Origin of the sequence: Bacillus coreaensis (assembly GCF_050586445.1) — a bacterium.
GTDB classification, from domain to species: Bacteria; Bacillota; Bacilli; order Bacillales; family Cytobacillaceae; genus Robertmurraya_A; species Robertmurraya_A coreaensis.
The window spans coordinates 208296-234230 of sequence record NZ_JBOCCY010000003.1; the positions used below are offsets into that span (position 1 = coordinate 208296).

Here is a 25935-nt window from a genome sequence, read left to right on the forward strand (position 1 = left end):
ATGGATGTCTATACTAATATCAGTTTCTAACTAGGAGGAATATAGAGTGAAACACGATTATGACCATGGAGAAGATTCAATGAATCGAAAAAATCTAAAGCAAACTTTAGAAGAAACTCTTGAACTTGAAAATCAGCTTTTACGAACATACGCCATTACCGCTGAAGCGGTCCATGAAGACCATGAGCTTAAAACAAGATTACATAATATGGCTGAAGGAAATGCAAAAAGAGTCAATCAAATTGAGTATGAGCTTGAAAAGTTATAAAATGGAAAAAGGGTGCAGAATTCGTTGCACCCTTTAACTTCGACTTAGAGGAGAGATGAAGATGAGTGCTTCATGGTTATTTGTTCTTTCATCCGCAATAGCTGTAGTAGGTATTTCTTTTGCCTTTAACAAAATGATGCAGCAGGTCCAAGAAAAAGTAGAAAAAGGGGACCAACTAGAACTGAATACGATGCAAGCAGCGCAAACGAAGTTTTTTATTCAGGTGGCAATGGCTGAAGCGATCCCTATTTTCATCATCGTTTATGCATTTACGCTAATTGGCCAGGTAGTTGAGAATAATGTTATCGTTCCACTCGTAGTTATTATTGGAATCTTGGTCGTTGCAATGGTTTCTCTTCTGCGTATCAGGAGGGATATCATGGGATCTCCACGGTTGAATCAACAATCAGTAGGAATGATAAATACTTTATTTTTTATCGGTGCAGCACTGCTTTCTTCCATCCCTATCATTTCAATTGTTGGGATCATGACTACAAGCTCGTAAAAAAGGACGGATTCATTTTATGCGTAAAACAAATATCGTACCATGGTCAGAAGAATGGGCTAACCTTTTTGAAAAAGAGGCAGGACTTCTCAAACAAATCTTTCAAGATAACATGATTGACATTCATCATATAGGAAGCACCTCCATTAAAACAATTGGTTACGCCAAGCCTATCATCGACATATTGATGGTCGTACATGACATATCCAGAGTTGACCATTTAAACAAATCCATGCTTGAACTCGGGTACGAAGCAAAAGGAGAAAATGGGATACCCGGAAGGCGATTCTTTCAAAAGGGTGGGGACCATCGTACCCATCATGTCCATGTTTTTCAAGAAGGAGATAAACAAATTAATTTCCACCTAGACTTTAAAAGGTATTTACTCCAACACCCGGAACAAGCTGCCAAATACAAGCAAAAAAAGCTGGAACTAGCCAGCCAATTTCCCGATGAACATCATCGATACCAAGAAGGAAAACAAGAACTTGTTTCTGAGCTAGCTGAGTTAGCCACAAAATGGAGCGAAGAACTAAGAACATTGAAAGATTAATAGTTACTATTTATTTTGCATCTCGTTTTAGCCCTCCAATTGTTTTGGAGGGTTTATCTTATTCACTTTTCTCCTTACTTCTTCACACGCCATACACAAATTAAGTAAACAACATACATTTATGATAAAATGACGGTAAATTCCATTCTTTGGAGGTTTTAATGGATAAACCAAAGGTATTAATTATTGAGGATGAAGAAAAAATTGCCCGTGTTCTTGAGCTGGAACTATCCTATGAGGGTTATGAAGTAAAAACGGCATTAAATGGTTTAGAAGGTTTTCAGATGTTTCAATCAGACTCTTGGGACGTCATTCTATTAGATGTGATGCTTCCTGGTATCAGTGGAATTGAACTTTTGCGACGGATTCGTTCAACACAGACAACTGTTTCAGTTATCATGTTAACTGCCAAAGATTCAGTTGAGGATAAGGTGTCTGGACTTGATCTTGGAGCAAGTGATTATATGACAAAGCCCTTTCAAATCGAAGAATTCCTAGCCAGAATTCGTGTGTGTCTACGCAATAAGCTGCCGATTCCAGATAATATCACGGAATCCGACTGGCTAATTTTCTCTGATTTAAAACTAAGCGAAACGACACACGAAGTAATGAGAGGGGAAGATCGTATCGAGTTAACCCCAAGAGAATTTACGTTGTTATCACACCTCATCAAACACCCACGACAGGTGCTAAGCCGCGAACAGCTCCTAAACGGTGTCTGGGGTTATGATTATTACGGTGACACCAACGTTGTTGATGTTTACATACGCTATTTAAGAAATAAAATCGACAAGCCCTATCCTACGAATTTGATTCATACAATTCGAGGCGTTGGTTATGTTCTAAGGGAAACAGAATGAAACTAAAAAATAAAATTAATTTATCTACAGCAGTCATGTTCATTGTTCTGTTAATCATTATTGTATTAACGATATATCTCTCTTTTAGCGCAATGGCGAAGAACCGTGAAATAGACAGAGTGTATGAAGAAGCGAAACAATCAACTACCGGTATTCACCAGTCGGATGCGTCTGTTCCGGTCCAACAACTTCTCCGAGCATACGTACCCGTAAATGGCCTTCTACAAATTGTTAAACCAGATGGAAGTAGCCAAGGAGCCGTAGCCGAGTCAGCACAACAATCGGAATTACGAAATTTATCCGCAACCTACTACGGGAAAGAAGAGAAGAAAATTATTAACAACAACGGAAATTCCTTTGCCTTTGTCTCACTCCCAATCGTATGGCTGGATGGAGAGGTTGTTGATCTACAAGTAATGGTCAGTTTACACTCAACCGATGAAATGCTTCACATATTAAAACTTCTTCTCATTGCTATCACCTCATTAGCGACCATTCCTGCCCTGATTTCTTCGAGGCTATTAGGAAATGTTATTACAAGACCCATAACATCCATGATTTACACCATGAAGGAAATACAAAAAAATGGTCAATTTAAAAGACTTCCTTTACCGAAGAAAACAAATGATGAACTTTACCAAATGGGAGATGCATTTAATAAAATGATCGAGTTATTAGAGGTCAATTATCAGAAACAAGGAGAGTTTATTAGTAATGCTTCTCACGAACTTAAAAAACCTTTAACAGTCATTGAATCTTATGCCAATTTATTGCGTAGAAGGGAGAAGGCGAGGCAAGAAGTGTTCGATGAATCCGTTCATGCCATTCTTTCTGAAACCGAACGGATGAGGGATTTAACCAATAATCTCCTTTTATTAGCCAAACACGAAGAGCAATGGCAAGTAAACATAGAGAAAATAGAACTATGATAAGAGTTTCAACAGTAAGGAGGAAACAAAATGAAAAAGAGAAATGTATTATTATTTGGTATTGTAAGCTTCGTTGTACTAGGTGGAGCAATCGCGGTAGGAGCGATCGATAAAATGGAGGATTCGGTAAACCCTGTTACCGGTGTTGTATCAACTAGCCAACCTACAGAACCTACACAAACAAATGTAAAATCAGACAATAGCACATCTGTAACATCTCAAGAAGTGAAAATTACCCAAGATGTGGCCATTGCTATAGCCTTAAAAGAATCTCCAGGTACAGTAACTAAAGCTGAACTTGACGATGATAACGAATACGAAATTGAGATTCGAGATGGTGACAAGGAGATTGACTTTGAAATTGACGCCATGACAGGAGAAATTAGAGAAATGGATACTGACTTTTTCGATGACAGAGATGATGATTAATTAATTCAATGAAATACCCCCACATTTTCACAAGTGGGGGTTTACTAATTTCATGACTAATTGTTGTGATTTTAACGCTTCTTCACCATCAACTGAAGGCGTTATATCATTGTCAACACAATGAATAAAATGATGGATAGCATCTTCAAATCCGCGTTGTTTCAAAGTAGAATCCCAAGAGCCTGGGTAAGAAGTAGAGATCATATCACTAGCTTCCTTCTCAGTCACATTCATATTCTTTACACGTATAATGGCCCCGTTCGTAACAAGCTCCAGTTGCTCCAAGCCCGTACCAGCATTTCGATGCATGGCTGTCGTCATTTGAATTCCATCTTTCTTGGAGAATGTATGCTGTCCAAAAACCATCTCGTTTTTTTCATTTTTATGTAAGGTTCCATGCTGAAGAATAAGATCACCATCAGCCACCCAACGGACTGTATCCACAAGATGCAAATAATCATCTAACATTGTAAATTCTACATCATGTGGACCAACACTATTCGCACGATGCTTCTCAAATCTCGCCCATGCAAGATCTTTTGATTGTTCCTTCGCTTTCACATACATAGGAGCAAAACGACGATTAAAGCCCACCATTAATTTACAGCCTGATGAATGCTGCAACTCCACCAATTTCTCCGCTTGATCAAGAGTAGCCGCTAATGGCTTATCCACGTATACATGCTTGCCTCTTAAAAGTAAAGTAGAGATAATGTCAAAATGTGTATCTGTGGAACTATGAACAAACACAGCGTCGCACGCATCAGCCACTGAATGAACACTTGAAAAATCCTCTATTCGGTACTGCTTACAAATTAAACTTCTCTTTTCCTTATTTGGGGTGAAAGCACCAACAAACTCCCAATCTGTCTCTCTAGTTAGAATAGGCAAATATGCCTTTTGTGCTATATTTCCAAGCCCAACCATACCAATTTTCAATTTCAAGTGATACCACCCCTTACCATTTAGTACATCTTTCATCATATAGATGGAGGGGAACATCCGTCAACAAGGATATGCTTAACTATTTTATCTGAGAAACAAAAAGTTACATGCTATAGTAAAAAAAGTGAAACCGATGTGTTTGTTTCTTCGTCTAACGCATGGAAATCAAATAAGGTAGTAAGTTTATAAAAAAGGAGGGGCTTATATTTTGAGTTTAGAAAAAGAAATAGAACAAGCCCTTGTAGGAATATATGAACGAGAAAAAATCATCGAAATGGTGATGGATGAGTATGGAACCAAGTTAAAACGAATGATCTACTCTTATGTAAAGGACTGGGAGGTTGCTAGCGATCTCACACAAGAAGTGTTTATCACCGTTTATGAGAAACTATTATCGTTCAAACGACGCTCAACTTTTAAAACATGGATCTACAGCATAGCGATCAATAAAAGCAACGACTACCTAAAGAGCTGGCATTATCGAAATCTTGTAATCAATGAAAAATTATTCTTTTTTAAACAAAGTGGGGAGACAACACCAGAGGACCTGCTTTTACAAAAAGATATGCGGTCAGAGCTCGCAAAAGCCATTATGGCCATGCCTGTGAAATACAGAGAAGTTTTTTTACTCCACTATTATCAAGATTTTACTTACAGTGAGGTTAGTGATGCACTCAGCCTTCCTTTAGCAACGGTAAAAACAAGGCTTTTTCGAGGAAAAGAAAGATGTAAACGTTTCTTAATTAATGAAAGGGGAGAACAACATGGCTGACCTTCATACACAGGTAAAAGACGCCGTTCATACAACAGCTTCTGAAAAATCCATTTTCACAGAAATAGAAAAACAACGTGTTCTCCGAAAAATACGATCTGGAGATACACAAAGCAGCCAAAAATCTAAACAATTTGTTCCAAAGATGGTCACTTCTATTGCTGTTGCAGGATTTTTATTATTTATTGATGGAATCATTGGAACAAATATGGAAAACAACAATAAAGCCACACAAAGCAACAATGTTGCGGATGAAGAAAAGTTTTACCCAAACCTCCAAGATGGGGAAATGTTAAATGGTTGGAGCCTCCTTAATAAAGGACCATCCGACGGGACAAAAAGGGAACAAAGCGGATTATTGCAGGCTGTTTTTCAAGGAGAAGCACAAATTACTGGTACTTTAAAATATTATGATATAGATGATTCAGAGCGCCCGGATCAAATTTTGTTTACCCCGGATAAGCTTTCCTTACAATCATTGCCTGTAGAAGAGGGTAGACATCCAGACCTTACTTTCACCTCCAATGAGCAACGTAAACTCAAAGCCGTGTTCGGACTTGGAACCAATCGCATCGATATAGGAGAAGTCACACTCGTAGTTGACAACTACACGGCTAGGTATCTAAAAGGAAAAACGCTACCAGATACAGTAGGTTTAAAGGAAATTGTCTTACCGGTAGAACCTGAAGTTCAATCCACACCTTTTCATATTCAAGTGAATCAAGGTCAGAAACTGGAACTATCAGCCGTTCTTCTTGTTCGCTATGAACAATTTAAGGTCACCAAAGACAAACAGGCTTTAAGTGGATTATCCCCTTCAGAGGTTTTCCAGCTTTACTTCTATGCGGAGGAGCTGCAGGATTATGAAACGCAATATTCACTTTTTATTGACGATGAAGAATACTTAAGAGTGTTCGCAACATATGAGGATTATCTTACTGCCAAACAACAAAACCCTAGCACAGGCTTGTTAGAACAAGTAAAAGTTGGAACCTTGTTTGAGCATATTATTGATGAAACTTCTGCTTCAGTTAGTATAGAAGCAGAAACAAAAGGCTTATCGTTCGGATTATCTAAAAATAAACTTGGAATTTGGTGCGTAAACTGGCTTCCTATCCAATAATTAAAAAAATGCCACCTATTCGAATTGATAGGTGGTCGTTTTTATGTAAAAATAAGATATGTTAAAAAATATTACAAAAATTTAATTTTAGTTAGGTGTGAATGTGTGTGAAATGTGTTGCTCTTGATTTAGATGGTACTTTGCTCAATTCAGAGCATGAGGTATCTGCTGAAAACGAAAAGACGATCCGAAAGCTCCAAGAACAAGGGGTAGAGGTGATCTTGAATACAGGACGAGCTTATGCTGATGTTGTGAAGGTAAATGCGATTCGCGAGCTAAACTGTCCGATTCTCACGTTAAATGGATCTGCGCTTTATGGAAAGGACGGTTCCTTATTATACGAAACGACGATACCCGTTCCTGTCTATAAGCAAATGCTGACTGAATTAAGAAAACTATCTGTTGGGATATTGGTATATACAAATCATGGAGGATTTCCTTGTACACTTCCCGGGTTAAGAGGCAAAAGTGACCAGGAATTAAAAGAGCTATTCCTTACATACGATTATGACCATATTCTAAAAATCGAGGATTTGAAGATTTTCAAATGTATTGCGGTAGTTTCTTATGAAGAACTTGAGAGAATTCAAACCGTTAAGGAGCAATTATCTGGTTTTGAAGAATTAACTCTGGCTTCTTCCTTCCCCAATAACGTTGAAATCATGTCAAAAGAAGCTCATAAAGGGAAAGCGATTCAGCGTTATGCTTTGATGCATAATCATGTATTTTCTGAAATTTACGCATTTGGTGATGGAGGTAACGACTTACCAATGTTCGAAATCGCAACAGCATCCGTCGCCATGGAGAATGCACCAGATGAAGTAAAGGAAAAAGCTACGTATGTAACTAAATCAAATGATGAAGACGGAGTTTCTCACGCCATTCATCATATTTTAATGCTTTTATAAGCAGTTTTTGATCGTTTCCCTCTTGTTTCTGAGCAGGAGGGGACGATTTTTTAAAACTTCTTAAAAAATCACTTGTTGTTTTCTAATATTTTTGCGATAATCAGAACTTATTTGCGATTATCGGGAATTACTTGCGATTCCAAAAAATTACTTGCGATTAAAATTTTTTATTTGCTATTTTCAGAATTTACTTGCGATTATTAAAAGTTATTTGCGTTTCCACCATTTAATCACAACAAAATAACAAAGGAGGAGCTTATGCCAATCGTTTCCGAGGAGTACAAAGAGGAGAAAAAAGAACAAATTTTAGACAGCGCGTTTGAATGCTTTGCGAAAAAAGGCTTCCAAACGGCGACAATGGATGATATTGTTGCCCATTGTGGTATGAGCAAAGGAGCAATCTACAATTACTTTTCAAGTAAGGAGGAAATCTATTTAGATCTCCTAACACGTGCAACAGATAAAAACTTTACTCAATACCATAAACACTTCGCCAAACATCGGACAGCAAGCAGTAAAATGGATTATCTGTTTAATGCTTATTTATCTGCAAATCCCATTGACCGCAATCGATTAGAATATATTGTTGTTTTCTACGAATTTAATCTTCACAGTACAAGGGATTCTGATCTTCTTCAACAGCTTCATGAAAGAAAAAGAAAATTGGTTACTTTAGTGAATGACATTATTCAAGAAGGACAACAACAGGGTGAATTCAAATCAGATATTCCATCCCACCTTTACGCTGAACGATTTTGGACAATCATCGATGGAGTTAATCTTCATGCAGTATATGATGATTTTCCTTATTACGATGTGTTAAGGGAATTAAAAGATATGTATTTAGAAGAATTAAAGTCGGAATAAGGGAGGGTACTATGCCAATCGTATCTGAAGAACATAAGAGACAAAGAAGAAATCACATATTATTGAGTGCCCAGCATTGCTTTGCGAAGAAGGGATATCATATCACGTCAATGGATCAGCTTGTTCAACATTCGGGCCTTTCAAGAGGAGCGATTTACAACTATTTTAAAAGCAAAGAAGAAATATACTTAGAGCTTATGAAAGGGATTGTCACCCGAGAATTTGAGCCGATCGATTCACATATTAAGACCCTCCCTACAAATCTTGAAAAAATAGCCTATTTGTTTGATCATTATTTTCAGTTAGAACCGATGTGTGAAGAGCAAAAGGAAGCCTTTTTCGTTCAACTTGATTTTCAATTATCCGCTTCTAGAAATCCTGACATGATGGCCATTCTAGAGGAATTACATAAAAATTTGAAGTTCGAATTAGTGAAAAGGATTTTACAAGAAGGGAAAGAGGCGGGAGAGCTCAAATCAAATATCCATGTTAATATTTATACTCACATGTTTTGGTCGTTTATTGATGCGGCAAATATGCAACGAATTCTATTTCCTGAGCTTCCGTACCAATCAATCTTAATGGACCAAAAGCAGTCTTTCCTAAAAAAGATCACTAAATAGACTTGTCGGTATGTTAAGGACCCTTCTGATACTACGCATTTTTTCGCGAAAATTGACCGATTATTTATACTTGATAATATTCTGAATGTTCCATATAATGAAAATAAACCGATTAGTCGGTTAAAAACATTAAAGGGGTGTTCGGCTATGACTCAATCGGTTCTACATACGGCTCTTGAAAGATTTCAAGCATTGGACGAAAAAATTTCACACTTAGAAAGTATCGCTGGTCTCCTTTCATGGGATCAAAAAGTAATTGCGCCAAAAAAGGGAAGAGCTCAGTTTTCAAAAGCATACGGTGCATTGCAAACGGAAATATTTGATCTTATGATCTCTCAGGAAATGGGAGAACTTTTAGATCAGTTGTCAGAAAGCAATGAGAATTTTGATACAGTAACAAAAGCGAAAATCCGTTTACGATCACACTTTTATAACCGTTCAAAGAGTATTCCTTCTGATTTATATAAGGAATATTCCGTTTTGTGCAGTGATGCTAATGATGCATGGGAAGAGGCACGAGAAAATAATGACTATGGTCTATTTCTACCTTATTTAGAAAAAATCGTAGAAATAAAAAAGAAATTCGTTGAATATTACGGGTACGAAAAGCATCCGTATGATGCCTTACTTGATGAATTTGAGCCAGGCTTAACGGTAGAAGCACTTGATCCACTTTTTGCTAGCTTAAGAGCGAAGAGCATAGCACTATTAAATAAAATTAAAACTACCTCACATAAGACACCTGTTGAAATCGTGAAACAGCCATTTTCTATAGAGAAACAAAAAGAGTTTAACCACTACATGCTTCCACAATTAGGCTTTGATATGGACGCTGGAAGACTCGATGAAACCGTACATCCATTCGCCCAGACGGTAAACACAGGAGATGTTCGAATTACAACTCGCTATCTAGAAGACAATGTACTTTCTGCCTTATTCGGTACGATCCACGAGGCGGGTCATGGAATTTACGAACAGCAAATTAGCTCAGAGTTAGAGGGAACAGTCTTATGCGCTGGTACTTCCTTTGGGATTCATGAATCACAGTCTCGCTTTTTGGAAAATATGGTGGGAAGAAGTGCAGCCTTTTGGCAGTTTTTTTTGCCAAAGCTTAAGGAATTTTTCCCCACTCAGCTTCATAACGTTGAATTACAAGAATTTCACGAGGCAATCAATACGGTTCATCCTTCATTTATTCGTGTGGAAGCAGATGAACTTACTTATAATCTTCACATTATGCTTCGCTATGAAATTGAGAAGGAATTGTTTGAAGGAAAACTAGAGGTAAGCGAACTCCCAACAGTTTGGAATAAGAAAATGAAAGAGTTTCTAGGAATTATTCCTCCAACAGATACACTAGGTGTTCTTCAGGATGTTCACTGGTCATTCGGCGGCTTTGGTTACTTCCCGTCGTATTCGTTAGGTAATATGTATGCGGCACAACTATTAAAAACGTTGAAAAAAGAATTTCCGAATTTTGACCAGTACTTGGAAACTGGTCATTTACAGCCAATCATGAGTTGGTTAAAGGAAAAGATTCATCAACATGGAAGCTTGTATACTCCAAATGAATTAATTGTTTCTGTGACAGGCGAGCAACTAAATGCCGATTATTTAGTCGAATATCTTGAAGAAAAATATAGTCGAGTTTATCAGCTGTAGATGATTGAAGGGTGTGCCAAATGAAGAGTGTTTACCACTTTCAGGCACACCCTCTTTTAAGGAGGGATACCAATGCTTAAGATCAAAAGATTAAAAGATTGTGAGATTTCAGAAGCAGTAGAGGCATGGAATATTGGCTTTAAAGGATATTACTTTGATTTAACGATGACTACCGAAACATTTATGGCTAGAATGGCTTCCGAGGGACTATCTGATGAGTTGTCCGTTATTGCCTTTTGGAATGATAAACCAGTCGGTTTAATTTTAAATGGAATCAGAGAGTTTCAAGGCGAATTAATTGGCTGGAATGGAGGAACCGCAGTCAACAAGGACTACCGAAGCAAAGGAATCGGCAGAAGAATGCTTGAAGCCACTTTAGATATTCTTGAAGAAAATAACGTGAAAGTGTCGACGCTAGAGGCTATAAGCGAAAATAAGGGAGCTATTGCTCTCTATCAATCTCTTGGGTACGACATTATTGACCATCTCGAATGCTTAGAAAAAAAGGAAGGTCAAATATCAGCCTTTCCTTCAAATGTTTTTCAAATAAAGCGAGTTTCACTTGAAGAAGTCGGCAATCTATCGTTCTATCAAGGAAAAAACCCTTGGCAAACCCACTGGCAAAGCGTCATGGACGGGGAAGCGTTGATTGCTGAAGATACCTTTGGAAATGCCATTGGTTATGCTTACTTCCGTAAGATTTTTTCAGAGGAAGGAAATCATACGGGCACAACCTTATATCAATGTGAAGCAGATCGAAGCAGAAGGGATCAAAAAGAAATCATTCAGTTTTTATTAGCAGAAGCTTTCCAGACTTCCACTGACCACCTTCGTCACTATGTTCCAAACCTTCCGAAATTAAGCAGTTCCACTACTCATAGAGTATTAAAAGAGATGGGATTTGAACCCATTGTTCATCTTGTTTACATGAAACAAATCTTAAACTAACCAATCCGTGACCTTACTCTGAAAAATGAGAAAGGTTTTTTTATGATCTTTAATGAATTGTTCCTCTCTTTTCCTACATTTCGTAAAGGATCGTTAATAGTTTAGACATAACTCCTCGATATGATAATAACAAGCCCAGGATATAGCAGCCTCAGCCAAAAGAGAACCCTTGGAATTCCCCCCTCCAATGAATAACTCATATAAAGAGGCTGCGAATCCGGTTAATAGGGAGAGGAGGTGTAGTTGATTGAAAAAGTTAAAGTGGCTGCTTTTCTTCCTTTTACTTGCAGTTGCTTTTAGTTTAGGAGTCTATACAGCTCCCTATCTAAACGGAACAACACAATGGGTACAACCCTTACCAAATGTAAGTAACTGGAATGTGAATTATAATCCACTACCGTTTTTAATGGCACTTAGTATGTCAACGATACTTACTATCATTAAAATTATTACTGCGTTCATCGGTTGGCTCCTTTGGAGTAAAACGAAAAAGCTGAATTTAGTTAAGCTATCAGGTTTACTATTGTTCACTTTTTCCATCATTTCCTTATTACCTATGTTATTTGCAGTAGGGCTGATTGGATTAGCTTTATTTTTAGTAACAAAAAGTAAAAAAAGAAGAACCATAATGGAATGAATTTGAGGAGGAACTACGAAATGGGATTATTTAAACGTTTAAAAACGATCGCAACAGCAGACTTACATGATGTACTAGACCGAATGGAAGATCCAATTGTGATGCTTAAGCAGCATCTACGTGAAATGGAACAGGATATTGCAGGAGGGGAAGAAGCTTTAGCCAAACAATTGTTTTTTGAGAAGAAACAAGAAGCACAATTAATTGAAACTAGAGCATTAATTGAAAAAAGAGTGGGACAAGTTGAAATAGCGGTAAAAAAAGATGACGACGAAACAGCCAAACAATTAATCTTAGATAAAATTGAACTAGAAAAGAAGGAACAGGTTTATGCTTCACAGCTTGAAGCTCTCTCTCAACAAACAAAGAAACTAGTTCAGCAAATTGAAGACTATAAGCATAAATATAAGGAATTAAAAAATAAGCAGCAGCTTCTTATTTCAAGAGCTCATGTCGCAAAAGTGACTGAATCCATTGAACAATCTTTTGCGACTTTTACTCCTGGAAGTGCTGTTAAGGGATTTGAACGTGCTGAGGAGAAGATTCTTGCTCTTGAAGCAAAATCAAAGGCAAGAGAACTGTTTCATCCGTCCGTTGACTTAAATAAAGTTTATGACTATGAGCTCGAAGAACAGGTCCAAAAAGAATTAGAGAAGATTAAGAACAACTAATACGAACACTCTGATCACTCCTTAACAAAAAGTATTCCGAAAAAATAATTTATTTAATTATTGAATTTTCAGAAAACAAATGTTATTATAGAAAAAAGGTTAAGGAGTGATTTCCAATGGAAAAGTATTTGCTAAATTCACCACAACAACCAACTGAAGAACAATTGTCGTCAGCCGCAGATATGGTCATCCGTCAAGCACTACTTGATTATCGCAAAGATAAGTTAAGAAAGGAAATTGATGATTCCTTAGCCACGAGAAATAAAGAAGAGTTTTTTAGACTAACAGACGAATTAAAAAATTTAATGTAAGTTAAATTAATCGACGACCACACAATTGTGTGGTTTTTGTTTTTTATAGGCTCTTTTCTAAAACATTAGAAAAGAGCTACTCTCCAAATAGACCAATATACCCAGCGTTATGTGGGGAAAAATCAGGCATTTGGGATTTTTCCAGAACAACAAACTTTACGAATACAGCCTTTTTATACGATATTCGATTTGTATTGGCGTATAATGGATATAAATAGAAAATATTACATACATAAGGAGTTGTCTTCGCCTATGACTACCTATACGTCTCGAGACCAAGTACCCACACTAGAAAAGTGGAATTTAGATGATATTTATTCCGATTTAGCATCATGGGAGAACGATTTTAAACAAGTCGAAGAAATGACGAGTGAATTAAAAGCTTTTGATGGCAAGATCCAGGATGGAGCTAGCCTCTTTCAATTTTTAAAGAAAAAAGAAGAGCTTTCCTACAAATTCAATCATTTGTATGCATACAGCATGCTGAAGGTGGATGAAGACACTCGTGTGACAGAGTCTCAAAGCTACCTCGAACGAATGAAGAGCTTAGGTATTAAAGTAAGTTCCTCTACGTCATTTTTTATGCCTTATCTCTTAAGTTTAGAAGAGAAGGACTTAAAGGCCTTTATTAAGGAAGAAAAGGGCTTGAGTTACTTTGAAGAGGATTTATTTGAATCGTTTCGTTACAAGCCTCATGTTCTATCTACGGAAAAAGAAGAGCTCGTTTCCCAGCTTGGAGAGGCTTTTTCCGCACCAAGTACCATCTACGGAATGATCAACAACGCGGATATAAAGTTTGGAGAAGTGACACAGGAAGACGGCACAAAGGTCGAACTCACACGAGGATTATATTCAAAATTGATTGAAGATGAGAACCGTGAGAAGAGAAAAGAAGCGTATAAAGCTTACTACCAACCTTATATTCAGTTAAAAAATACAATAGCTTCCACACTTTCCAATTCAATAAAAAACAATGTGACGATGTCGAAGCTTCGGAGTTATCCGTCTGCACTTGAAAAATCATTGTTTGGCGATAATGTTCCGAAAGAAGTGTACGATAATTTAATTATGTCAACAAAACAACATATTGCACCGATGCATCGTTATAATCAAATTCGGAGAGAAAAGTTAAACCTCGATGAACTTCGAGCCTATGACATGAGCGTTCCAATCGTAAGTGGTGTGAAAATGGACATTACTTACGAAGAGGCATACGAAACGATGCTAAAAGCACTAGCTCCACTTGGAAGTGATTATATTGAAACATTAAAAACATTCAAGGATTCCCGATATATTGACGTTCGTGAGACAAAAGGGAAACGGTCTGGTGCATATAATCTTGGAATTTATGGGGTCCACCCGTATATTTTATTAAACCATCAAGATGATTTGGATAGCATGTTTACACTCGTCCATGAATGCGGGCATGGTGTTCATAGTAAATTAAGTGCGGAGCATCAACCGCAAATTTCAGCAAGATACAGTATTTTCGTAGCGGAAGTAGCTTCCACTGTAAACGAAGTACTTTTAATCAATTACTTATTAGAACATGAAACGGATCCTGATATTCGAAAGCATCTTTTAAATCATTTTATTGATCAATTTAAAGGAACATTTTTTACTCAGGTCATGTTTGCAGAATTTGAGAAAAAGACACATGAAATGGCGGAGCAGGGAACTCCTTTAACTGTTGATGTTTTTAACTCAATCTATGAACAACTATTCCGAGAGTACAACGGAGAAGAGCTTATTTTTGACGAGGAAGTAAAATACGGTTGGTCACGAATCCCTCATTTTTATCGCCCGTTTTACGTATACAAATATGCGACTGGCTACGCATCCGCCATTCATATTGCCTCGAATCTATTGTCTGGTGATGCAAAAGTTCTTGAGTCGTATTTAGAATTTTTAAAAAGCGGTAGTTCTGATTATCCACTTGAGCTTTTAAAGAAAACAGGTGTGGATCTTACCAATAGTGAACCAATCGAGTCAGCTATGAAAAAGTTTTCAGAGCTTGTAGATGAATTCACTAGCTTATAATTGAACTGATCTAAAAGGACGAACCCATTCGGTTCGTCCTACAATATTTATTCAATACTATCTATTGTTAACTTTTTCACCGAGAGAAAGTCCTCTCCGGAATCCAAATACGTGAGACTTACTTTGTCTCCACGCTCTAAGTAGATTGCTAGAGGGTTATTTTCTGATGAAACGGTATAATTCTTTTGATTGTTTAGCAGGAAAGAGACAATTGTATAATCTCCAATTCTCTCCTTATACACTCGAAGGACTTCACCGCTTGTTTCCATTTCTTCAGCCTTCGAAGTTCCATTAAGTGTACTACCTTCTCGCTGGAGCGCTACCTTGAATTTTTTTAGCGCATCATTAGGAGTTTCTGCATACGATGATATTTCAGGATTTGCTGCCGAAACGATAAAATAGTTTTGTAGGAATCCATTGGAATCAAGAACAGGAGTGAGCCAGCTTGCTTCTCCATAGAAATTGTAGAGAACAGGCATTTCTCCATCCCATTTTTTCTCGATAAATTTCTTATCGATAATTTCAAGAGCTCCTCGAGAATCCATATATGATTCCTCTAAATTCCCAGTGTAAAAGGTGGCTTTTCCAGTGCGAGCATTTGTTAACGAGTACCCCAACATGGAATCTACTCCTTCTTTCGGACTCGTAAAATCAGTAAAGTAATACATCACTCCATTCTCATCAAAAATTGGGCTAACATTGGCCTCGGTGCCTTCATCAGAAGGCAACTTCACATCTGATTTCCCAAATAAGCTATTCCAAAACCCATGTACAAAATTACCGTAATAACTATTTTGTAAACTCACAGCTTCAGGTGAGACAGACCCATCAAGAAACTCTGGTGCGGACTCTAGATCAAAGGCTTCAGTTTTTCCAGTAGAAGGATCGACAAGAACGATACCTTCCGCTTTAAAGCCGTTTCGTGCCGTGACAAAACTACCATATGTTCGAATAAAATAAGGCTTTCCATCATCATCTATTTCAAGCTGCACATCCCCGTAGAATATGTTCTTTGGATAGTGGAGACGAATATGACGTTCAAGATTCTTCTGAAAATAGGAAGATGGAGTGTACTTCATGCTTGACTGAACAAATTTAGGATTCGCAGAGGAATCCGTTGCACTCAAGGTAAAATAACCAGGTGTTTCCTCGCCCTTAAACCACTTGAAAAAGCCTGAGAACTCAACAGGGGCAATGTAGACAAATTGTCCATTTACTTTCTGTATTTGTAAATTTCCAAGCTCATAGTAACTCGTATTTGGAACCTGTCCAAAAGCCTTTCTCATTTTATTTCTAGCAAATTGGGGTGGTACACTCGCTGGAGTCACACTTTCATCAAAGGCCGGGATTTCAATCTCTTCGTCCATTTTGGAAAGCTCATACTTCTCATTTGCATTGAACACAAAAGCAGATAAAAAATAAATTCCAATTCCAAGTGCTCCTAGCGAGATGATTCCTTTCAACTTTCGCTCGATTCCTTTCGAAGCGATTGTTCCTCCAAGTGATGCTAATAGTATTAAAGCCCAAAGAGTACTGAAGTTTTGATCCAGTTTCGTCAGATAAAAGAATCCGAACACTATCAAAACAAGAGTCGTTGTAAATGCCAACGCAATACCTGTTACTTTCGTTTCTTTTGTCATTTTTGAAAAAGGGATAAGTAGAATGCTCGAAATAATTCCTGCAAGCAGTGAAAAGATAAGAATGTTCCCCATTAGAAAGCTCCCTTCGCCGATTTTATATGTTTTACGGATGTGAAAGGACAATTGTTTCAAGTTTTTAAAAATTGTAATAGGCTTGTAATATTTTTACCAAATTTTGAAACTTTTTTTATTTGAATTCGTCTAATAAGTATGAGGTATTTTAGGGGGGAGTCATTTGAAAAAGAAAGTTTTGACCGTTTTACCACTGCTCTTGGTTGTTATTGTTGTTAGTTTCTCACGTTTTTTAGATGTTGGTGCAAATGTTACAGCCAATCAAGGATCCTCACCAAATGTAAGTCATGATGTTCCAAAAAGAGCAGATATCTCCCTAGGAAAAACAATGGATAATGAGTCGGCTTTTTTAGTAGCTTCCGAAGAGGAGGAGGTATTGGAAGTGGTTGCCGTTGTTTCAGAACCAACTGTAGAAACGACGGAGGTCGTGAGCAAAGGGGAAGAAACTCTTGTTCCGGATTCAATCGAGTTGTTTGGATCAACATATGAGAAAGTTACAGATGAAAAATTTTCTGTTTATATAAATATAGCGAGTGAATTGGGGGCAGGTTTTTATGCCATTCCAAATAGCGATGTTTTTGCGATGGTAAAGAATGGGGAAGTTTTATTTCAGATGTCTACCGGAATTAAAGCTGTTCCAATGACAAATGTAGAATTATTGGTTCGCATTTTTGAGAAAACTGGAGAGTTTAACCTAGTGGGACCTATCGGCGACGATATTCGAAAAGTCGCCTCCACAGGGGAAACGATTAGTGTTGAAGGTGAGAACTACACCGGATATAGCGTATTTATTCAGGACGAATGGATTCTCGTATCGTTCTAATCAAATAAAAGGGCCGCCTAAATGGGTGGCTTTTTTCATTGGAAAAGGATTTTTGCCTCCGCATGTCAAGCAGCCTATCCATATCTCATCCAGGGGGGAGTGGATGGGAATAAAAACTCAGTTATTCCATTCCATATATACCCTCACATTATAAAAATAAAACCCCAAACGAAAAAATCCAACACCTAACTGTCCACCCCAGACGGACAAAAGCAGCACTTCTGTCCACGAAGGGTGTCTGACACCTTTTTTTGTCAACCTTTTTTGATTGTTTGTTTGACCATTTGGTGGCCCAGTACGGCTATTCCCGCTGCGATGATCGCGTTAATTACCCCTGTGTAGGAAAAACCCCAAGCAATGACTCCGAAAATAAGGGAAAATCCTAATAAGACCCAAATAATTGACCAGTTCGGTACGCTAGGTGTACGTTTAAGTGCAAAACCTAGGACCCAGAGAGCTGGGACAAGCATATAGTAATTTTCATTTAAAAAGGATGCTAAATCCATTTTCTCACCTCCTAATCGTGCTACTAACATGATATGAAGGCTTGTCGTTGTTGGTTTGCATTCATGTCCTCTAAATGAAAAATTATTATTTCAATGCCTGTCCAAAACAGTCGATCGATAATATATAAAAGGTAGAAGGTTAATAGGATTAATCACTCCTACACCTTTATATTCAAAAAGAAAGGAGCTGAGGCTAGTGGAACAGCTTATTGCGTTCATTAGTGATGTCGGATTTCCGATTGTAGTGACTTTATACTTGCTTCATCGAGTAGAGGCAAAGTTAGATGCTGTCGTTCAATCCATTCAAAGTCTACCTGACCGAATTCGCGAAATCACTTAGTGTTAAATTTTCCTAACTTTCTAAATTTTATACACAATAAAGGTTAGATATTATTGACAGAAATAGGCGATGATGCTAAATTTAGGGTAACCGTTCTGCACCGTGTTAGAGTTTTTGTACGACTTGGTTCCATGTTTGGATGCGTAATGTTTGCAAATGCTATACGTTGTAAATGGTAAAATTAAGGCATGGCTTTCAACAGCCAGTAGGGGGATTTTGAGATGAAAAACGGAAAAGTAAAATGGTTCAATGCTGAAAAAGGTTTCGGTTTTATCGAAGCTGAAGACGGTAACGACGTATTCGTTCATTACTCTGCCATCCAAGCTGAAGGCTTCAAAACACTAGAAGAAGGTCAAGAAGTATCATTTGATGTAGTAGAAGGTGCACGTGGGCCTCAAGCTGCTAACGTAACAAAAAAATAATTCCTATAACCTTTCAAGCAGTTTAACCACTTGCGGTTAAGCTGCTTTTTTATTTTGTTAAAAAATGAACTTACAAAAATATGTAAAGAAAAACGAATGCACGTTCTGTTATAATAGAGAAATATACTAAACAAACGAGGTGGAAGGTTTGAAATTTATTCATACAGCGGACTGGCATTTAGGAAAGCTCGTCCACGGTATATATATGACGGACGACCAGAAAGAAGTATTAAACCAATTTATTCAAGTGGTTGCAGAGGAAATGCCAGATGCAGTTGTGATTGCCGGAGACCTTTACGATCGCTCTGTTCCACCAACAGAAGCGGTCGAGCTACTTGACCAGGTATTGTTCGAAATCAATGTAGGACTTAACATACCCGTCGTAGCCATAGCCGGAAATCATGACAGTGCCGAGCGTTTATCTTTTGGAACCTCCTGGTATCGTAATAGCCAATTATACTTAACTGGTAAACCGGAAGCGAACTTACAACCTGTTCATATTAATGGGGTAAACTTTTACTGTGTCCCATATGCAGAGCCTGGTATTATTCGACAATTATTAAATGAGGACAGCATTCATAGCCATCAGGAAGCAATGAAGAGAATCATCGGAAAAATTGAGGAGCAGTTAGACCCGAACACACCAAATGTATTCGTCGGACATGCCTTCGTATTAGGGGGAGAGTCTACGGATTCTGAGCGATCCTTATCTGTAGGAGGATCCGGATGTGTCACTCAGGATTTATTTTCTCCATTTCAGTATACAGCGTTAGGGCATTTGCACAGTCCTGATGCGATTAAGCATGATAAAATTTTCTATTCTGGATCTCTATTAAAATATTCCTTTTCAGAAGCAAAGCAAAAGAAATCCATTCAGATCGTAGAAATGGATGAAAAAGGTGATTTTTCAATTCGTTACCGTTCGTTAACACCAAAACAGGACATGCGTGAACTCGTTGGATACTTAGATGAACTATTGGATACGAGCTTTTATGAAAAACAAAAGGTCGATGATTATTTAAGTATTACGTTACTAGATGAAGGGGCACTACTTGATCCAATCGGTAAGCTTCGTCATGTCTATCCAAATGTTCTTCACTTAGAAAGACAGACCGTGCTAAAGGATATGAAAGAAAAGAAATTACTCACTGCAATCGGACAGGAAAGAAAATCGGAACTCGATCTGTTTGAACAGTTTTATAAAGAAATGACTTCAGAAGAATTCTCACCTGAAAAGAAAAGGATTATGGCAGGGGTCATTGAGAGTGTCTTAAAGGAGGAACAATAATATGAGACCTTTGAAGCTTACGATGCAGGCATTTGGCCCATACTCTCGTACAGAGGTAATTGACTTTTCCGAACTTGGAAACCGAACAATGTTTGTTATCTCTGGGAAAACTGGATCAGGGAAAACGACCATTTTTGACGGAATTAGCTATGCCATCTATGGAAAGGCGAGTGGTGAAGATCGGAATGGTCCAGAGCTTCGTAGCCAATTTGCCGATAATGATACATTAACAGAGGTTTCATTGGAATTTCGTCTTCGTGGCAAAACGTATGAGATTAGTCGTTCTCCTCAACAAGAAAAGAAAAAGTCGCGTGGTGAAGGGGTAACCTCTATCGGCGCAAAAGCAGAGTTGTATGTATACGATATGGATGGGACGAAGCAAATCATCGCATCAAATGTTCGTGATGTAGATGAAAAAATTAAACAAATCATGTTGATTGACAGCAATCAATTCCGCCAAATCATTATGATTCCTCAAGGCGAATTTAGAAAGCTACTAACCTCTGACAGCAAGGAAAAAGAGTCCATTCTACAACGTTTATTCCATACGCAGCTGTATAAAAGAATTGAGGAAAAGCTAAAAGAAGAAGCAGCTTCTTTAAAAGCAGCAGTAGAAAAACAGCTGGCGGACCGTAACCTTGCGATTCGAAAAATCCATGCCTTGTTTACAGAGGATTTAAAAGAGTATATGGAAGCGGGCAGCACAAATGATCTTGTCATTATTCCGGCATTAATAGAAGAAATCCAAGCAATGTCAGAGCAAATCGCTTTATTTGAAAAGGAAATTGTGGAAAGAGATCAGCTACGTCAAATTGAACAAAAAAAGCTTTATGATGCAGAAATAGTTATTAAACAATTCGAAGCAAAGGAAACGGCCCTTCAGAATAAGTTACACCTTGAAAATCAAAAGGAATTGTTTGAGAAAAAAAAGGATGATGTAGAATTAGGAAAAAAAGCAATATTGTTGCTACAACAAGAGCAACTATGTGCTAGGTTAAAAAAGGAACTGACCACTTACGAAACTCAAGCGAACGACTTGTTAGGAAAGCAAAAGTCGTTTGTGGATCAAGTGCAAAAACTTGAAGCCGTATTTCAATCAGAAAAACAAAAAGAACCGGAAAGAAAAGCATTAGAAGAAGGTATTCACAAGCTAAGATCATTAAAGGATGATATACACTCTTATGCAAAGCTTGAAGATGAAATTCTCAACCTACAACTACAATGGAAAAAACTTGAAGAGGACAAGGTAGCAGCGGAAAAAAAGGGAACAGAAATTGACCAACGTCTTCGATTGTACACAGAGAAAAAAGAAGAAATCGATGCTAGTAAACTTGTTTTTCTTGAAAACAAAGGCCTCCTTGACGAGTTAAAGCGTGAAGCTGATTTAATTTCTACTCTAGAGAAACAGAAGGAAAACTTGTTAACTCTAGAAGTGAAATTTAATCAAAAAAAAGCGGAGTTTGAGCGGACAACTGATCGCTACTTGGATTCCAAATTTCTCGTTGAAGAACTAGAAAACAGCTGGATGAATGGACAAGCTTCCATACTAGCCAGCAAGCTTCAAGATGGTGCTCCTTGTCCTGTCTGCGGTTCAGAACATCATCCAAAACCGACCAGTCAGGAAAATAACACCATTCCAAATGAAACCGATTTGAAGGCTGCTAAACAACAGCTCGAAGTACTAGAGAAAGAGAGAAACGAAGCTCAATCACAAAGTTTCAAGTTACAATCGAGTGTGGAAACTTCCACATTATTAGTCGCTCAAACACTAGAGTCATTACAAGCGAGTATGCCTGATTTTTTGATTGAGGAACTTCCTGTTTTTAAAGAGACCGTATTAAGTAAGAAAAGAGATGTCGAGGAAGAACAACGAAAATTACAAACAGGTCTTGAACAACTGGATAAAATTGTTGAGGGCCTAAAGAAACTTGAAACGGCAAAGGTGGAATGGGGCGTAAAGGCTAAAGAGCTAGATGAATCCTACCAGGAAGCTAGATTCTCGTTCGTTGAAAAAAACAGTCATTTTACTAGACTGCAAGAAACGATTCCTGAAGCACTTCGTTCAGTTGATCGGTTCGAGCTGGAAGTAAACCATCAGCAAAGCCAATTACACGATCTCAATACCAAGCTAGAACAGGCTCAGATAGCACTCCAAAATTCTAAGGTTTCCCTTTCCACCATTGAAGGACAACTTCAGTCGATCCTTCAGTCAAAAGAGACGAAGCAAGCCGAGCTTCAAGTAGAGCGAGAAGTGTTTAAGGTAAAACTGGAACAACAGGGCTTTCAAAACTATAAGCAATATGAAACAGCGAAGCGATCTGAAGTGGAGCTTCAACAAATGGAAGTAGAGATTTCGAACTATCGTGAGTCACTTCGCTCGGTAACGGATCGTTACACAGAGTTAGAAGCAGTATTAAAGGATGTACCACTTCCTAATATTCAGGAATTAACAGACCTCATAGAAAAAATGACACTGGAAATAAAGGATATTGATAATCACAAGAGTGACTTGAGCTTTAAAAAGCGCGAAAACGAACAAATATTAGAAACGATTCATTCCTTGAACAAAGAAATGAAGCAATTTGAAGAACAATACAAGATGATTGGTAACCTTGCGGATATTTCAAAAGGGAACAATAATCTACGAATTACATTTGAGAGATACGTCCTCGGTTCTTTTTTAGATGACATATTAAGAGAAGCGAATGGTCGATTGCTAAAAATGACGAGTGGAAGATTCCAACTGCTTCGAAAAATGGATAAATCAAAAGGGAACACGCAGAGCGGACTTGAGCTCCTCGTTGTTGATTCATATACGGGGCAAGAACGTCATGTAAAAACATTATCTGGTGGAGAGAGCTTTAAAGCCTCACTATCTTTAGCACTTGGACTAGCTGATGTTGTCCAGAATTATGCGGGTGGGGTTTCCCTAGAGACGATGTTTATTGATGAAGGCTTCGGTACGTTGGACCCTGAATCCCTCGACCAAGCGATTGAGGCACTGATTGACATCCAAAGTAGCGGACGCCTTGTTGGGATCATTTCACACGTACCTGAGCTAAAGGAACGAATTGATGCTCGATTAGAGGTAGTTGCTAGCCAAAGCGGAAGTACTACTTATTTTCAATTTATTAATTAACCATAACCAGGAGTAAAGGTACCTTTACTCCTGGTTATTTGGTTTATAGGAGGAATATGGGTTCCTTTGTAATTTTATTCGTGAAGGGCAAGCCTGTACACCAAAAAGGTTGAGCAATTAACATTTTAAAGTTAAAGTAAAAGGGTGCAGAACATTAAAGTAGGTGCAAATATGGAAAAACGATATTTTACAATAGGCATGGCAGGTCATATCGACCACGGAAAAACAACACTCACAAAGGCACTGACCAATGTTGATACCGATCGTTTAAAAGAAGAAAAGGAACGCCAAATTTCCATAGAACTAGGGTTTGCTCCCTTATATGAAGATGAACATATACAAATATCAGTGATTGATGTTCCAGGACATGAGCGTTTTATTAGGCAAATGATTGCTGGGGTGGCAGGTATTGATTTGGTCGTCCTTGTCGTAGCAGCAGATGAAGGAGTTATGCCACAAACAAAGGAGCATTTAGAAATTCTCGGTTTTTTAGGAATAAAGTCAGGTATTGTTGCGATTACCAAAATGGACAAGGTGGATGAGGAATTTTCAGAATTAGTAAAAGATGATATTTATGAAGAATTAAGCGGAACCGTCTTTGAAAACTCACCTTGCGTCCTTGTTGATAGCCTTTCAAATAAAGGCATTGACGAGCTTAAATCACGAATTATACAAACGTTAGAACAACAAGACGTTCGTGATGCAAAAGGACCCTTTCGCTTGCCAATCGACCAAGTGTTTACCGTAAAAGGTCAAGGAACGGTTGTAAGAGGAACCGTGTATGAAGGAGCTGTTGAGGAAGGTCAACTTCTTACCATTATGCCTCAAGGAATTGAGGTAAGAGCAAGGCAACTTCAAGTACACCACCAACCATCTAAACAAGCGTTTGCCGGTCAAAGGGCTGCGATAAATTTATCAAACGTAACCAAAGAGGCGATTGAACGGGGCGATGTTCTTGTATCGTCAGAGCATTTTAATGTCACACGTACCATTGATGTTGCCATTCAAATGGTAGAAGATCTTGAACATCTGGTAAAGCAAAGAATGCCGATTAAATGTCATATAGGAACAGCCGAAGTGATGGGTAGAATCGTATTTTTTGACCGAAATGAACTGAAAGAGAACAGTGGGGAAATCCTTTGTCAATTAAGACTTGAGGAGCAAATCGTCACAAAGCGTGGAGATCGTTTTATTTTGCGTAGACCTAGCCCGCAGGAAACAATAGGTGGGGGATGGGTTATCGATCCTAAAGGCGAGAAATACCGTTTCGGGCATCAAACGGTTGAAGAGCTCGCTAAGAAGAAAGAAGGGTCACCGGCCGAACGAATAACTGCCGCGTTAATTGAGGCGAAGAGTTTGTCAATTGATGAACTCATTAAGCGGACCTCTCTCGATAAGGAGGAACTTTTGCTTGCCCTTGCTGGAGGGGAAATTATCCGCTACAGTAATAAAGAATACACCTTACAAGCAATTATTAAAGACGTTGAGGATGAATTATTCGAGCGATTGACTGATTACCACAAACAGTTCCCTCTGCGAAATGGGGTAAATAAAGCCGAGCTTTTACAAGGTTTAAAAAAATGGTATTCCAGGTCGTTAGTGGAATATGTAATAGAACAGGGATCTGCTTCAAATCAGTTTCAACGAAAGGGACAATTTGTATCCTTAGCCACCTTTACTCCTCATGTACCATCAAATTGGGAAAAACGAACAGAAAACCTTCTAAATGCATTAAAAAAAGATGGTCTACAAGTAAAGTATTTACATGACTATATAAAAGAGGCTGGAATTCCGGAAACCCTAGTCGAGGACGTTAAGAGATATTGGACTGAACGAGAAATGATTATCCCTCTAGACGAATCATATTATTATCATGGTGAGGTTTTTACAGAAGCTGTGAAAAGACTTCAAGCTGAGACAGAACAAGAATTTGATGTTGGGAAAGCAAAGGAAGTACTCGGATTGTCTAGAAAATATATGATTCCTTTTCTAGAGCGATTAGATGAAAACGGAATAACAAGACGGATTGAAAACAAGCGAATGTGGTTATAAATAAATGAATAGCCTCACCGGTTATTGCAATTGATAATAACGCCGCTCTGTTACCATTAATTAGGGAAATAGATACAAACCGATCGCGATTTATAATAGAGAATACGTTGTTACAATGTTCCTCAAAGGGAATAACCGTGTTGTTTATTGACCTTTCTAGGGTCGTAATGATTGACACCATGGTTGCCACAAGTTATTAGACACCATTTGTGGACAAAATATAGGGATTTGTCCGCCTGAGATGGACAGTTGCAAAACCGCTTCTCATAAGGAAGTGGTTTTTATATTTGATAACAAAAAGCACGTTATGATATCTAACAAAATAGTTCTCAGTCACTAGGTTGTAAGTATTATAATGGGCTTAATAGTTTTTTTGTTACATAATTTCACATACCTTAAAGAACGATATGTAAGATTTGTCTTTTTATCCTCCACAATGACAAATGATCTTCTTTCAAAAACTTACTCTATTAACTAACTCCCTAGAACTTCTCGTAAGAATATCTCACAACTACCAGACATAATTGACAAAATGACTAGCTATTACCAAGAAGGATTTTACATAATGTATCATGCGAGGGTTAACAAGCAAATGTAAAATT

27 protein-coding genes are annotated in these 25935 nt (G+C 37.9%); 24 read left to right on the forward strand and 3 right to left on the reverse strand.

Going from position 1 to position 25935, the window contains the following annotated elements; all coding sequences use genetic code 11:
• Window positions 1-46 precede the first annotated feature (46 nt).
• From ACQ5H4_RS07080 to ACQ5H4_RS07105, 6 genes are all read left to right on the forward strand, one after another.
• Window positions 47-268 carry a hypothetical protein gene (locus ACQ5H4_RS07080; protein ID WP_430774253.1) on the forward strand — a complete coding sequence of 74 codons (222 nt, stop codon included), beginning with the start codon at window positions 47-49 and terminating at the stop codon, window positions 266-268.
• Window positions 269-329: 61 nt separating this feature from the next.
• Window positions 330-773, forward strand: a complete 444-nt coding sequence (locus ACQ5H4_RS07085; protein ID WP_430774254.1) for a hypothetical protein — start codon at window positions 330-332, stop codon at window positions 771-773.
• Between the two features lie 19 nt (window positions 774-792).
• The gene (locus ACQ5H4_RS07090; RefSeq protein WP_430774255.1) at window positions 793-1326 is read left to right on the forward strand and encodes a GrpB family protein; all 534 of its coding nucleotides are present in this window, start codon (window positions 793-795) and stop codon (window positions 1324-1326) included.
• 161 nt (window positions 1327-1487) lie between these two features.
• A complete protein-coding gene (locus tag ACQ5H4_RS07095) occupies window positions 1488-2186 on the forward strand; it encodes a response regulator transcription factor (protein WP_430774256.1) in 699 nt (232 codons plus the stop codon).
• Window positions 2183-3115 (forward strand): histidine kinase dimerization/phospho-acceptor domain-containing protein, encoded by a 933-nt coding sequence (locus ACQ5H4_RS07100; protein WP_430774257.1) that lies wholly within the window; start codon window positions 2183-2185, stop codon window positions 3113-3115. Before ACQ5H4_RS07095 ends, ACQ5H4_RS07100 begins: the two co-directional genes overlap by 4 nt.
• Before the next feature lie 30 nt (window positions 3116-3145).
• Complete coding sequence (locus ACQ5H4_RS07105) at window positions 3146-3544, forward strand: PepSY domain-containing protein (RefSeq protein ID WP_430774258.1); 399 nt, start codon at window positions 3146-3148, stop codon at window positions 3542-3544.
• 27 nt (window positions 3545-3571) lie between these two features.
• On the opposite strand, the gene ACQ5H4_RS07110 is transcribed toward ACQ5H4_RS07105, so the two are convergent.
• Window positions 3572-4471, reverse strand: coding sequence for a Gfo/Idh/MocA family protein (locus tag ACQ5H4_RS07110; RefSeq protein ID WP_430774378.1), 900 nt, complete (start codon window positions 4469-4471; stop codon window positions 3572-3574).
• A 226-nt stretch (window positions 4472-4697) separates the two neighbouring features.
• Between ACQ5H4_RS07110 and ACQ5H4_RS07115 the strand changes: the two genes are divergently transcribed.
• From ACQ5H4_RS07115 to pepF, 11 genes are all read left to right on the forward strand, one after another.
• Complete coding sequence (locus ACQ5H4_RS07115; RefSeq protein WP_430774259.1) at window positions 4698-5261, forward strand: sigma-70 family RNA polymerase sigma factor; 564 nt, start codon at window positions 4698-4700, stop codon at window positions 5259-5261.
• A complete protein-coding gene (locus ACQ5H4_RS07120) occupies window positions 5254-6384 on the forward strand; it encodes a hypothetical protein (RefSeq protein ID WP_430774260.1) in 1131 nt (376 codons plus the stop codon). Before ACQ5H4_RS07115 ends, ACQ5H4_RS07120 begins: the two co-directional genes overlap by 8 nt.
• 101 nt (window positions 6385-6485) lie before the next feature.
• The gene (locus tag ACQ5H4_RS07125) at window positions 6486-7292 is read left to right on the forward strand and encodes a Cof-type HAD-IIB family hydrolase (RefSeq protein WP_430774261.1); all 807 of its coding nucleotides are present in this window, start codon (window positions 6486-6488) and stop codon (window positions 7290-7292) included.
• Window positions 7293-7550: 258 nt separating this feature from the next.
• Window positions 7551-8159 (forward strand): TetR/AcrR family transcriptional regulator, encoded by a 609-nt coding sequence (locus tag ACQ5H4_RS07130; protein WP_430774262.1) that lies wholly within the window; start codon window positions 7551-7553, stop codon window positions 8157-8159.
• An 11-nt stretch (window positions 8160-8170) separates the two neighbouring features.
• Window positions 8171-8782, forward strand: coding sequence for a TetR/AcrR family transcriptional regulator (locus ACQ5H4_RS07135; protein WP_430774263.1), 612 nt, complete (start codon window positions 8171-8173; stop codon window positions 8780-8782).
• Between the two features lie 147 nt (window positions 8783-8929).
• Window positions 8930-10444 (forward strand): carboxypeptidase M32, encoded by a 1515-nt coding sequence (locus ACQ5H4_RS07140; RefSeq protein WP_430774264.1) that lies wholly within the window; start codon window positions 8930-8932, stop codon window positions 10442-10444.
• A gap of 72 nt (window positions 10445-10516) precedes the next feature.
• Window positions 10517-11392 (forward strand): GNAT family N-acetyltransferase, encoded by an 876-nt coding sequence (locus ACQ5H4_RS07145; protein ID WP_430774265.1) that lies wholly within the window; start codon window positions 10517-10519, stop codon window positions 11390-11392.
• A 247-nt stretch (window positions 11393-11639) separates the two neighbouring features.
• Window positions 11640-12029: a hypothetical protein gene (locus ACQ5H4_RS07150; RefSeq protein ID WP_430774266.1), complete on the forward strand. Its 390-nt coding sequence runs from the start codon at window positions 11640-11642 to the stop codon at window positions 12027-12029.
• A gap of 20 nt (window positions 12030-12049) precedes the next feature.
• A complete protein-coding gene (locus ACQ5H4_RS07155; RefSeq protein ID WP_430774267.1) occupies window positions 12050-12700 on the forward strand; it encodes a PspA/IM30 family protein in 651 nt (216 codons plus the stop codon).
• 116 nt (window positions 12701-12816) lie between these two features.
• Window positions 12817-13011: an IDEAL domain-containing protein gene (locus tag ACQ5H4_RS07160; protein ID WP_066049157.1), complete on the forward strand. Its 195-nt coding sequence runs from the start codon at window positions 12817-12819 to the stop codon at window positions 13009-13011.
• Between the two features lie 252 nt (window positions 13012-13263).
• Window positions 13264-15051: an oligoendopeptidase F gene (gene pepF, locus ACQ5H4_RS07165; RefSeq protein WP_430774268.1), complete on the forward strand. Its 1788-nt coding sequence runs from the start codon at window positions 13264-13266 to the stop codon at window positions 15049-15051.
• A 47-nt stretch (window positions 15052-15098) separates the two neighbouring features.
• Here the strand turns inward: pepF and ACQ5H4_RS07170 are convergent, their stop codons facing one another.
• Window positions 15099-16763, reverse strand: a complete 1665-nt coding sequence (locus ACQ5H4_RS07170; protein WP_430774269.1) for a hypothetical protein — start codon at window positions 16761-16763, stop codon at window positions 15099-15101.
• Between the two features lie 163 nt (window positions 16764-16926).
• Here ACQ5H4_RS07170 and ACQ5H4_RS07175 point away from each other — a divergent pair, with 163 nt between their 5' ends.
• The gene (locus ACQ5H4_RS07175; RefSeq protein ID WP_430774270.1) at window positions 16927-17586 is read left to right on the forward strand and encodes a hypothetical protein; all 660 of its coding nucleotides are present in this window, start codon (window positions 16927-16929) and stop codon (window positions 17584-17586) included.
• A gap of 254 nt (window positions 17587-17840) precedes the next feature.
• Here the strand turns inward: ACQ5H4_RS07175 and ACQ5H4_RS07180 are convergent, their stop codons facing one another.
• Window positions 17841-18092: a phage holin family protein gene (locus ACQ5H4_RS07180; RefSeq protein ID WP_430774271.1), complete on the reverse strand. Its 252-nt coding sequence runs from the start codon at window positions 18090-18092 to the stop codon at window positions 17841-17843.
• A gap of 196 nt (window positions 18093-18288) precedes the next feature.
• On the opposite strand from ACQ5H4_RS07180, the gene ACQ5H4_RS07185 reads away from it, so the two are divergent.
• The 6 genes from ACQ5H4_RS07185 (at window position 18289) to ACQ5H4_RS07210 (ending at window position 25533) form a co-directional block, all read left to right on the forward strand.
• The gene (locus tag ACQ5H4_RS07185; protein WP_340903521.1) at window positions 18289-18432 is read left to right on the forward strand and encodes a YvrJ family protein; all 144 of its coding nucleotides are present in this window, start codon (window positions 18289-18291) and stop codon (window positions 18430-18432) included.
• 221 nt (window positions 18433-18653) lie between these two features.
• Window positions 18654-18854, forward strand: coding sequence for a cold-shock protein (locus tag ACQ5H4_RS07190; RefSeq protein WP_430774272.1), 201 nt, complete (start codon window positions 18654-18656; stop codon window positions 18852-18854).
• 148 nt (window positions 18855-19002) lie between these two features.
• On the forward strand, window positions 19003-20142 hold the full coding sequence (locus tag ACQ5H4_RS07195) for an exonuclease SbcCD subunit D (RefSeq protein ID WP_430774273.1): 1140 nt from the start codon (window positions 19003-19005) through the stop codon (window positions 20140-20142).
• 1 nt (window position 20143) lies between these two features.
• The gene (locus tag ACQ5H4_RS07200; RefSeq protein WP_430774274.1) at window positions 20144-23281 is read left to right on the forward strand and encodes an AAA family ATPase; all 3138 of its coding nucleotides are present in this window, start codon (window positions 20144-20146) and stop codon (window positions 23279-23281) included.
• Window positions 23282-23452: 171 nt separating this feature from the next.
• Window positions 23453-25333, forward strand: coding sequence for a selenocysteine-specific translation elongation factor (gene selB, locus ACQ5H4_RS07205; protein ID WP_430774275.1), 1881 nt, complete (start codon window positions 23453-23455; stop codon window positions 25331-25333).
• Window positions 25334-25362: 29 nt separating this feature from the next.
• Window positions 25363-25533, forward strand: coding sequence for an STAS domain-containing protein (locus tag ACQ5H4_RS07210; RefSeq protein WP_430774379.1), 171 nt, complete (start codon window positions 25363-25365; stop codon window positions 25531-25533).
• Window positions 25534-25935: the final 402 nt, after the last annotated feature.

Bases quoted from the DNA above. Each gene is read 5' to 3' on its own strand.
- ACQ5H4_RS07085 (WP_430774254.1), top strand. From the start codon at position 330: ATGAGTGCTTCATGGTTATTTGTTCTTTCATCCGCAATAGCTGTAGTA.
- ACQ5H4_RS07090 (WP_430774255.1), top strand. From the start codon at position 793: ATGCGTAAAACAAATATCGTACCATGGTCAGAAGAATGGGCTAACCTT.
- ACQ5H4_RS07095 (WP_430774256.1), top strand. From the start codon at position 1,488: ATGGATAAACCAAAGGTATTAATTATTGAGGATGAAGAAAAAATTGCC.
- ACQ5H4_RS07100 (WP_430774257.1), top strand. From the start codon at position 2,183: ATGAAACTAAAAAATAAAATTAATTTATCTACAGCAGTCATGTTCATT.
- ACQ5H4_RS07105 (WP_430774258.1), top strand. From the start codon at position 3,146: ATGAAAAAGAGAAATGTATTATTATTTGGTATTGTAAGCTTCGTTGTA.
- ACQ5H4_RS07110 (WP_430774378.1), bottom strand. From the start codon at position 4,471: ATGGTTGGGCTTGGAAATATAGCACAAAAGGCATATTTGCCTATTCTA.
- ACQ5H4_RS07120 (WP_430774260.1), top strand. From the start codon at position 5,254: ATGGCTGACCTTCATACACAGGTAAAAGACGCCGTTCATACAACAGCT.
- ACQ5H4_RS07125 (WP_430774261.1), top strand. From the start codon at position 6,486: ATGTGTGTGAAATGTGTTGCTCTTGATTTAGATGGTACTTTGCTCAAT.
- ACQ5H4_RS07130 (WP_430774262.1), top strand. From the start codon at position 7,551: ATGCCAATCGTTTCCGAGGAGTACAAAGAGGAGAAAAAAGAACAAATT.
- ACQ5H4_RS07135 (WP_430774263.1), top strand. From the start codon at position 8,171: ATGCCAATCGTATCTGAAGAACATAAGAGACAAAGAAGAAATCACATA.
- ACQ5H4_RS07140 (WP_430774264.1), top strand. From the start codon at position 8,930: ATGACTCAATCGGTTCTACATACGGCTCTTGAAAGATTTCAAGCATTG.
- ACQ5H4_RS07145 (WP_430774265.1), top strand. From the start codon at position 10,517: ATGCTTAAGATCAAAAGATTAAAAGATTGTGAGATTTCAGAAGCAGTA.
- ACQ5H4_RS07155 (WP_430774267.1), top strand. From the start codon at position 12,050: ATGGGATTATTTAAACGTTTAAAAACGATCGCAACAGCAGACTTACAT.
- ACQ5H4_RS07160 (WP_066049157.1), top strand. From the start codon at position 12,817: ATGGAAAAGTATTTGCTAAATTCACCACAACAACCAACTGAAGAACAA.
- pepF (WP_430774268.1), top strand. From the start codon at position 13,264: ATGACTACCTATACGTCTCGAGACCAAGTACCCACACTAGAAAAGTGG.
- ACQ5H4_RS07170 (WP_430774269.1), bottom strand. From the start codon at position 16,763: ATGGGGAACATTCTTATCTTTTCACTGCTTGCAGGAATTATTTCGAGC.
- ACQ5H4_RS07180 (WP_430774271.1), bottom strand. From the start codon at position 18,092: ATGGATTTAGCATCCTTTTTAAATGAAAATTACTATATGCTTGTCCCA.
- ACQ5H4_RS07190 (WP_430774272.1), top strand. From the start codon at position 18,654: ATGAAAAACGGAAAAGTAAAATGGTTCAATGCTGAAAAAGGTTTCGGT.
- ACQ5H4_RS07200 (WP_430774274.1), top strand. From the start codon at position 20,144: ATGAGACCTTTGAAGCTTACGATGCAGGCATTTGGCCCATACTCTCGT.
- selB (WP_430774275.1), top strand. From the start codon at position 23,453: ATGGAAAAACGATATTTTACAATAGGCATGGCAGGTCATATCGACCAC.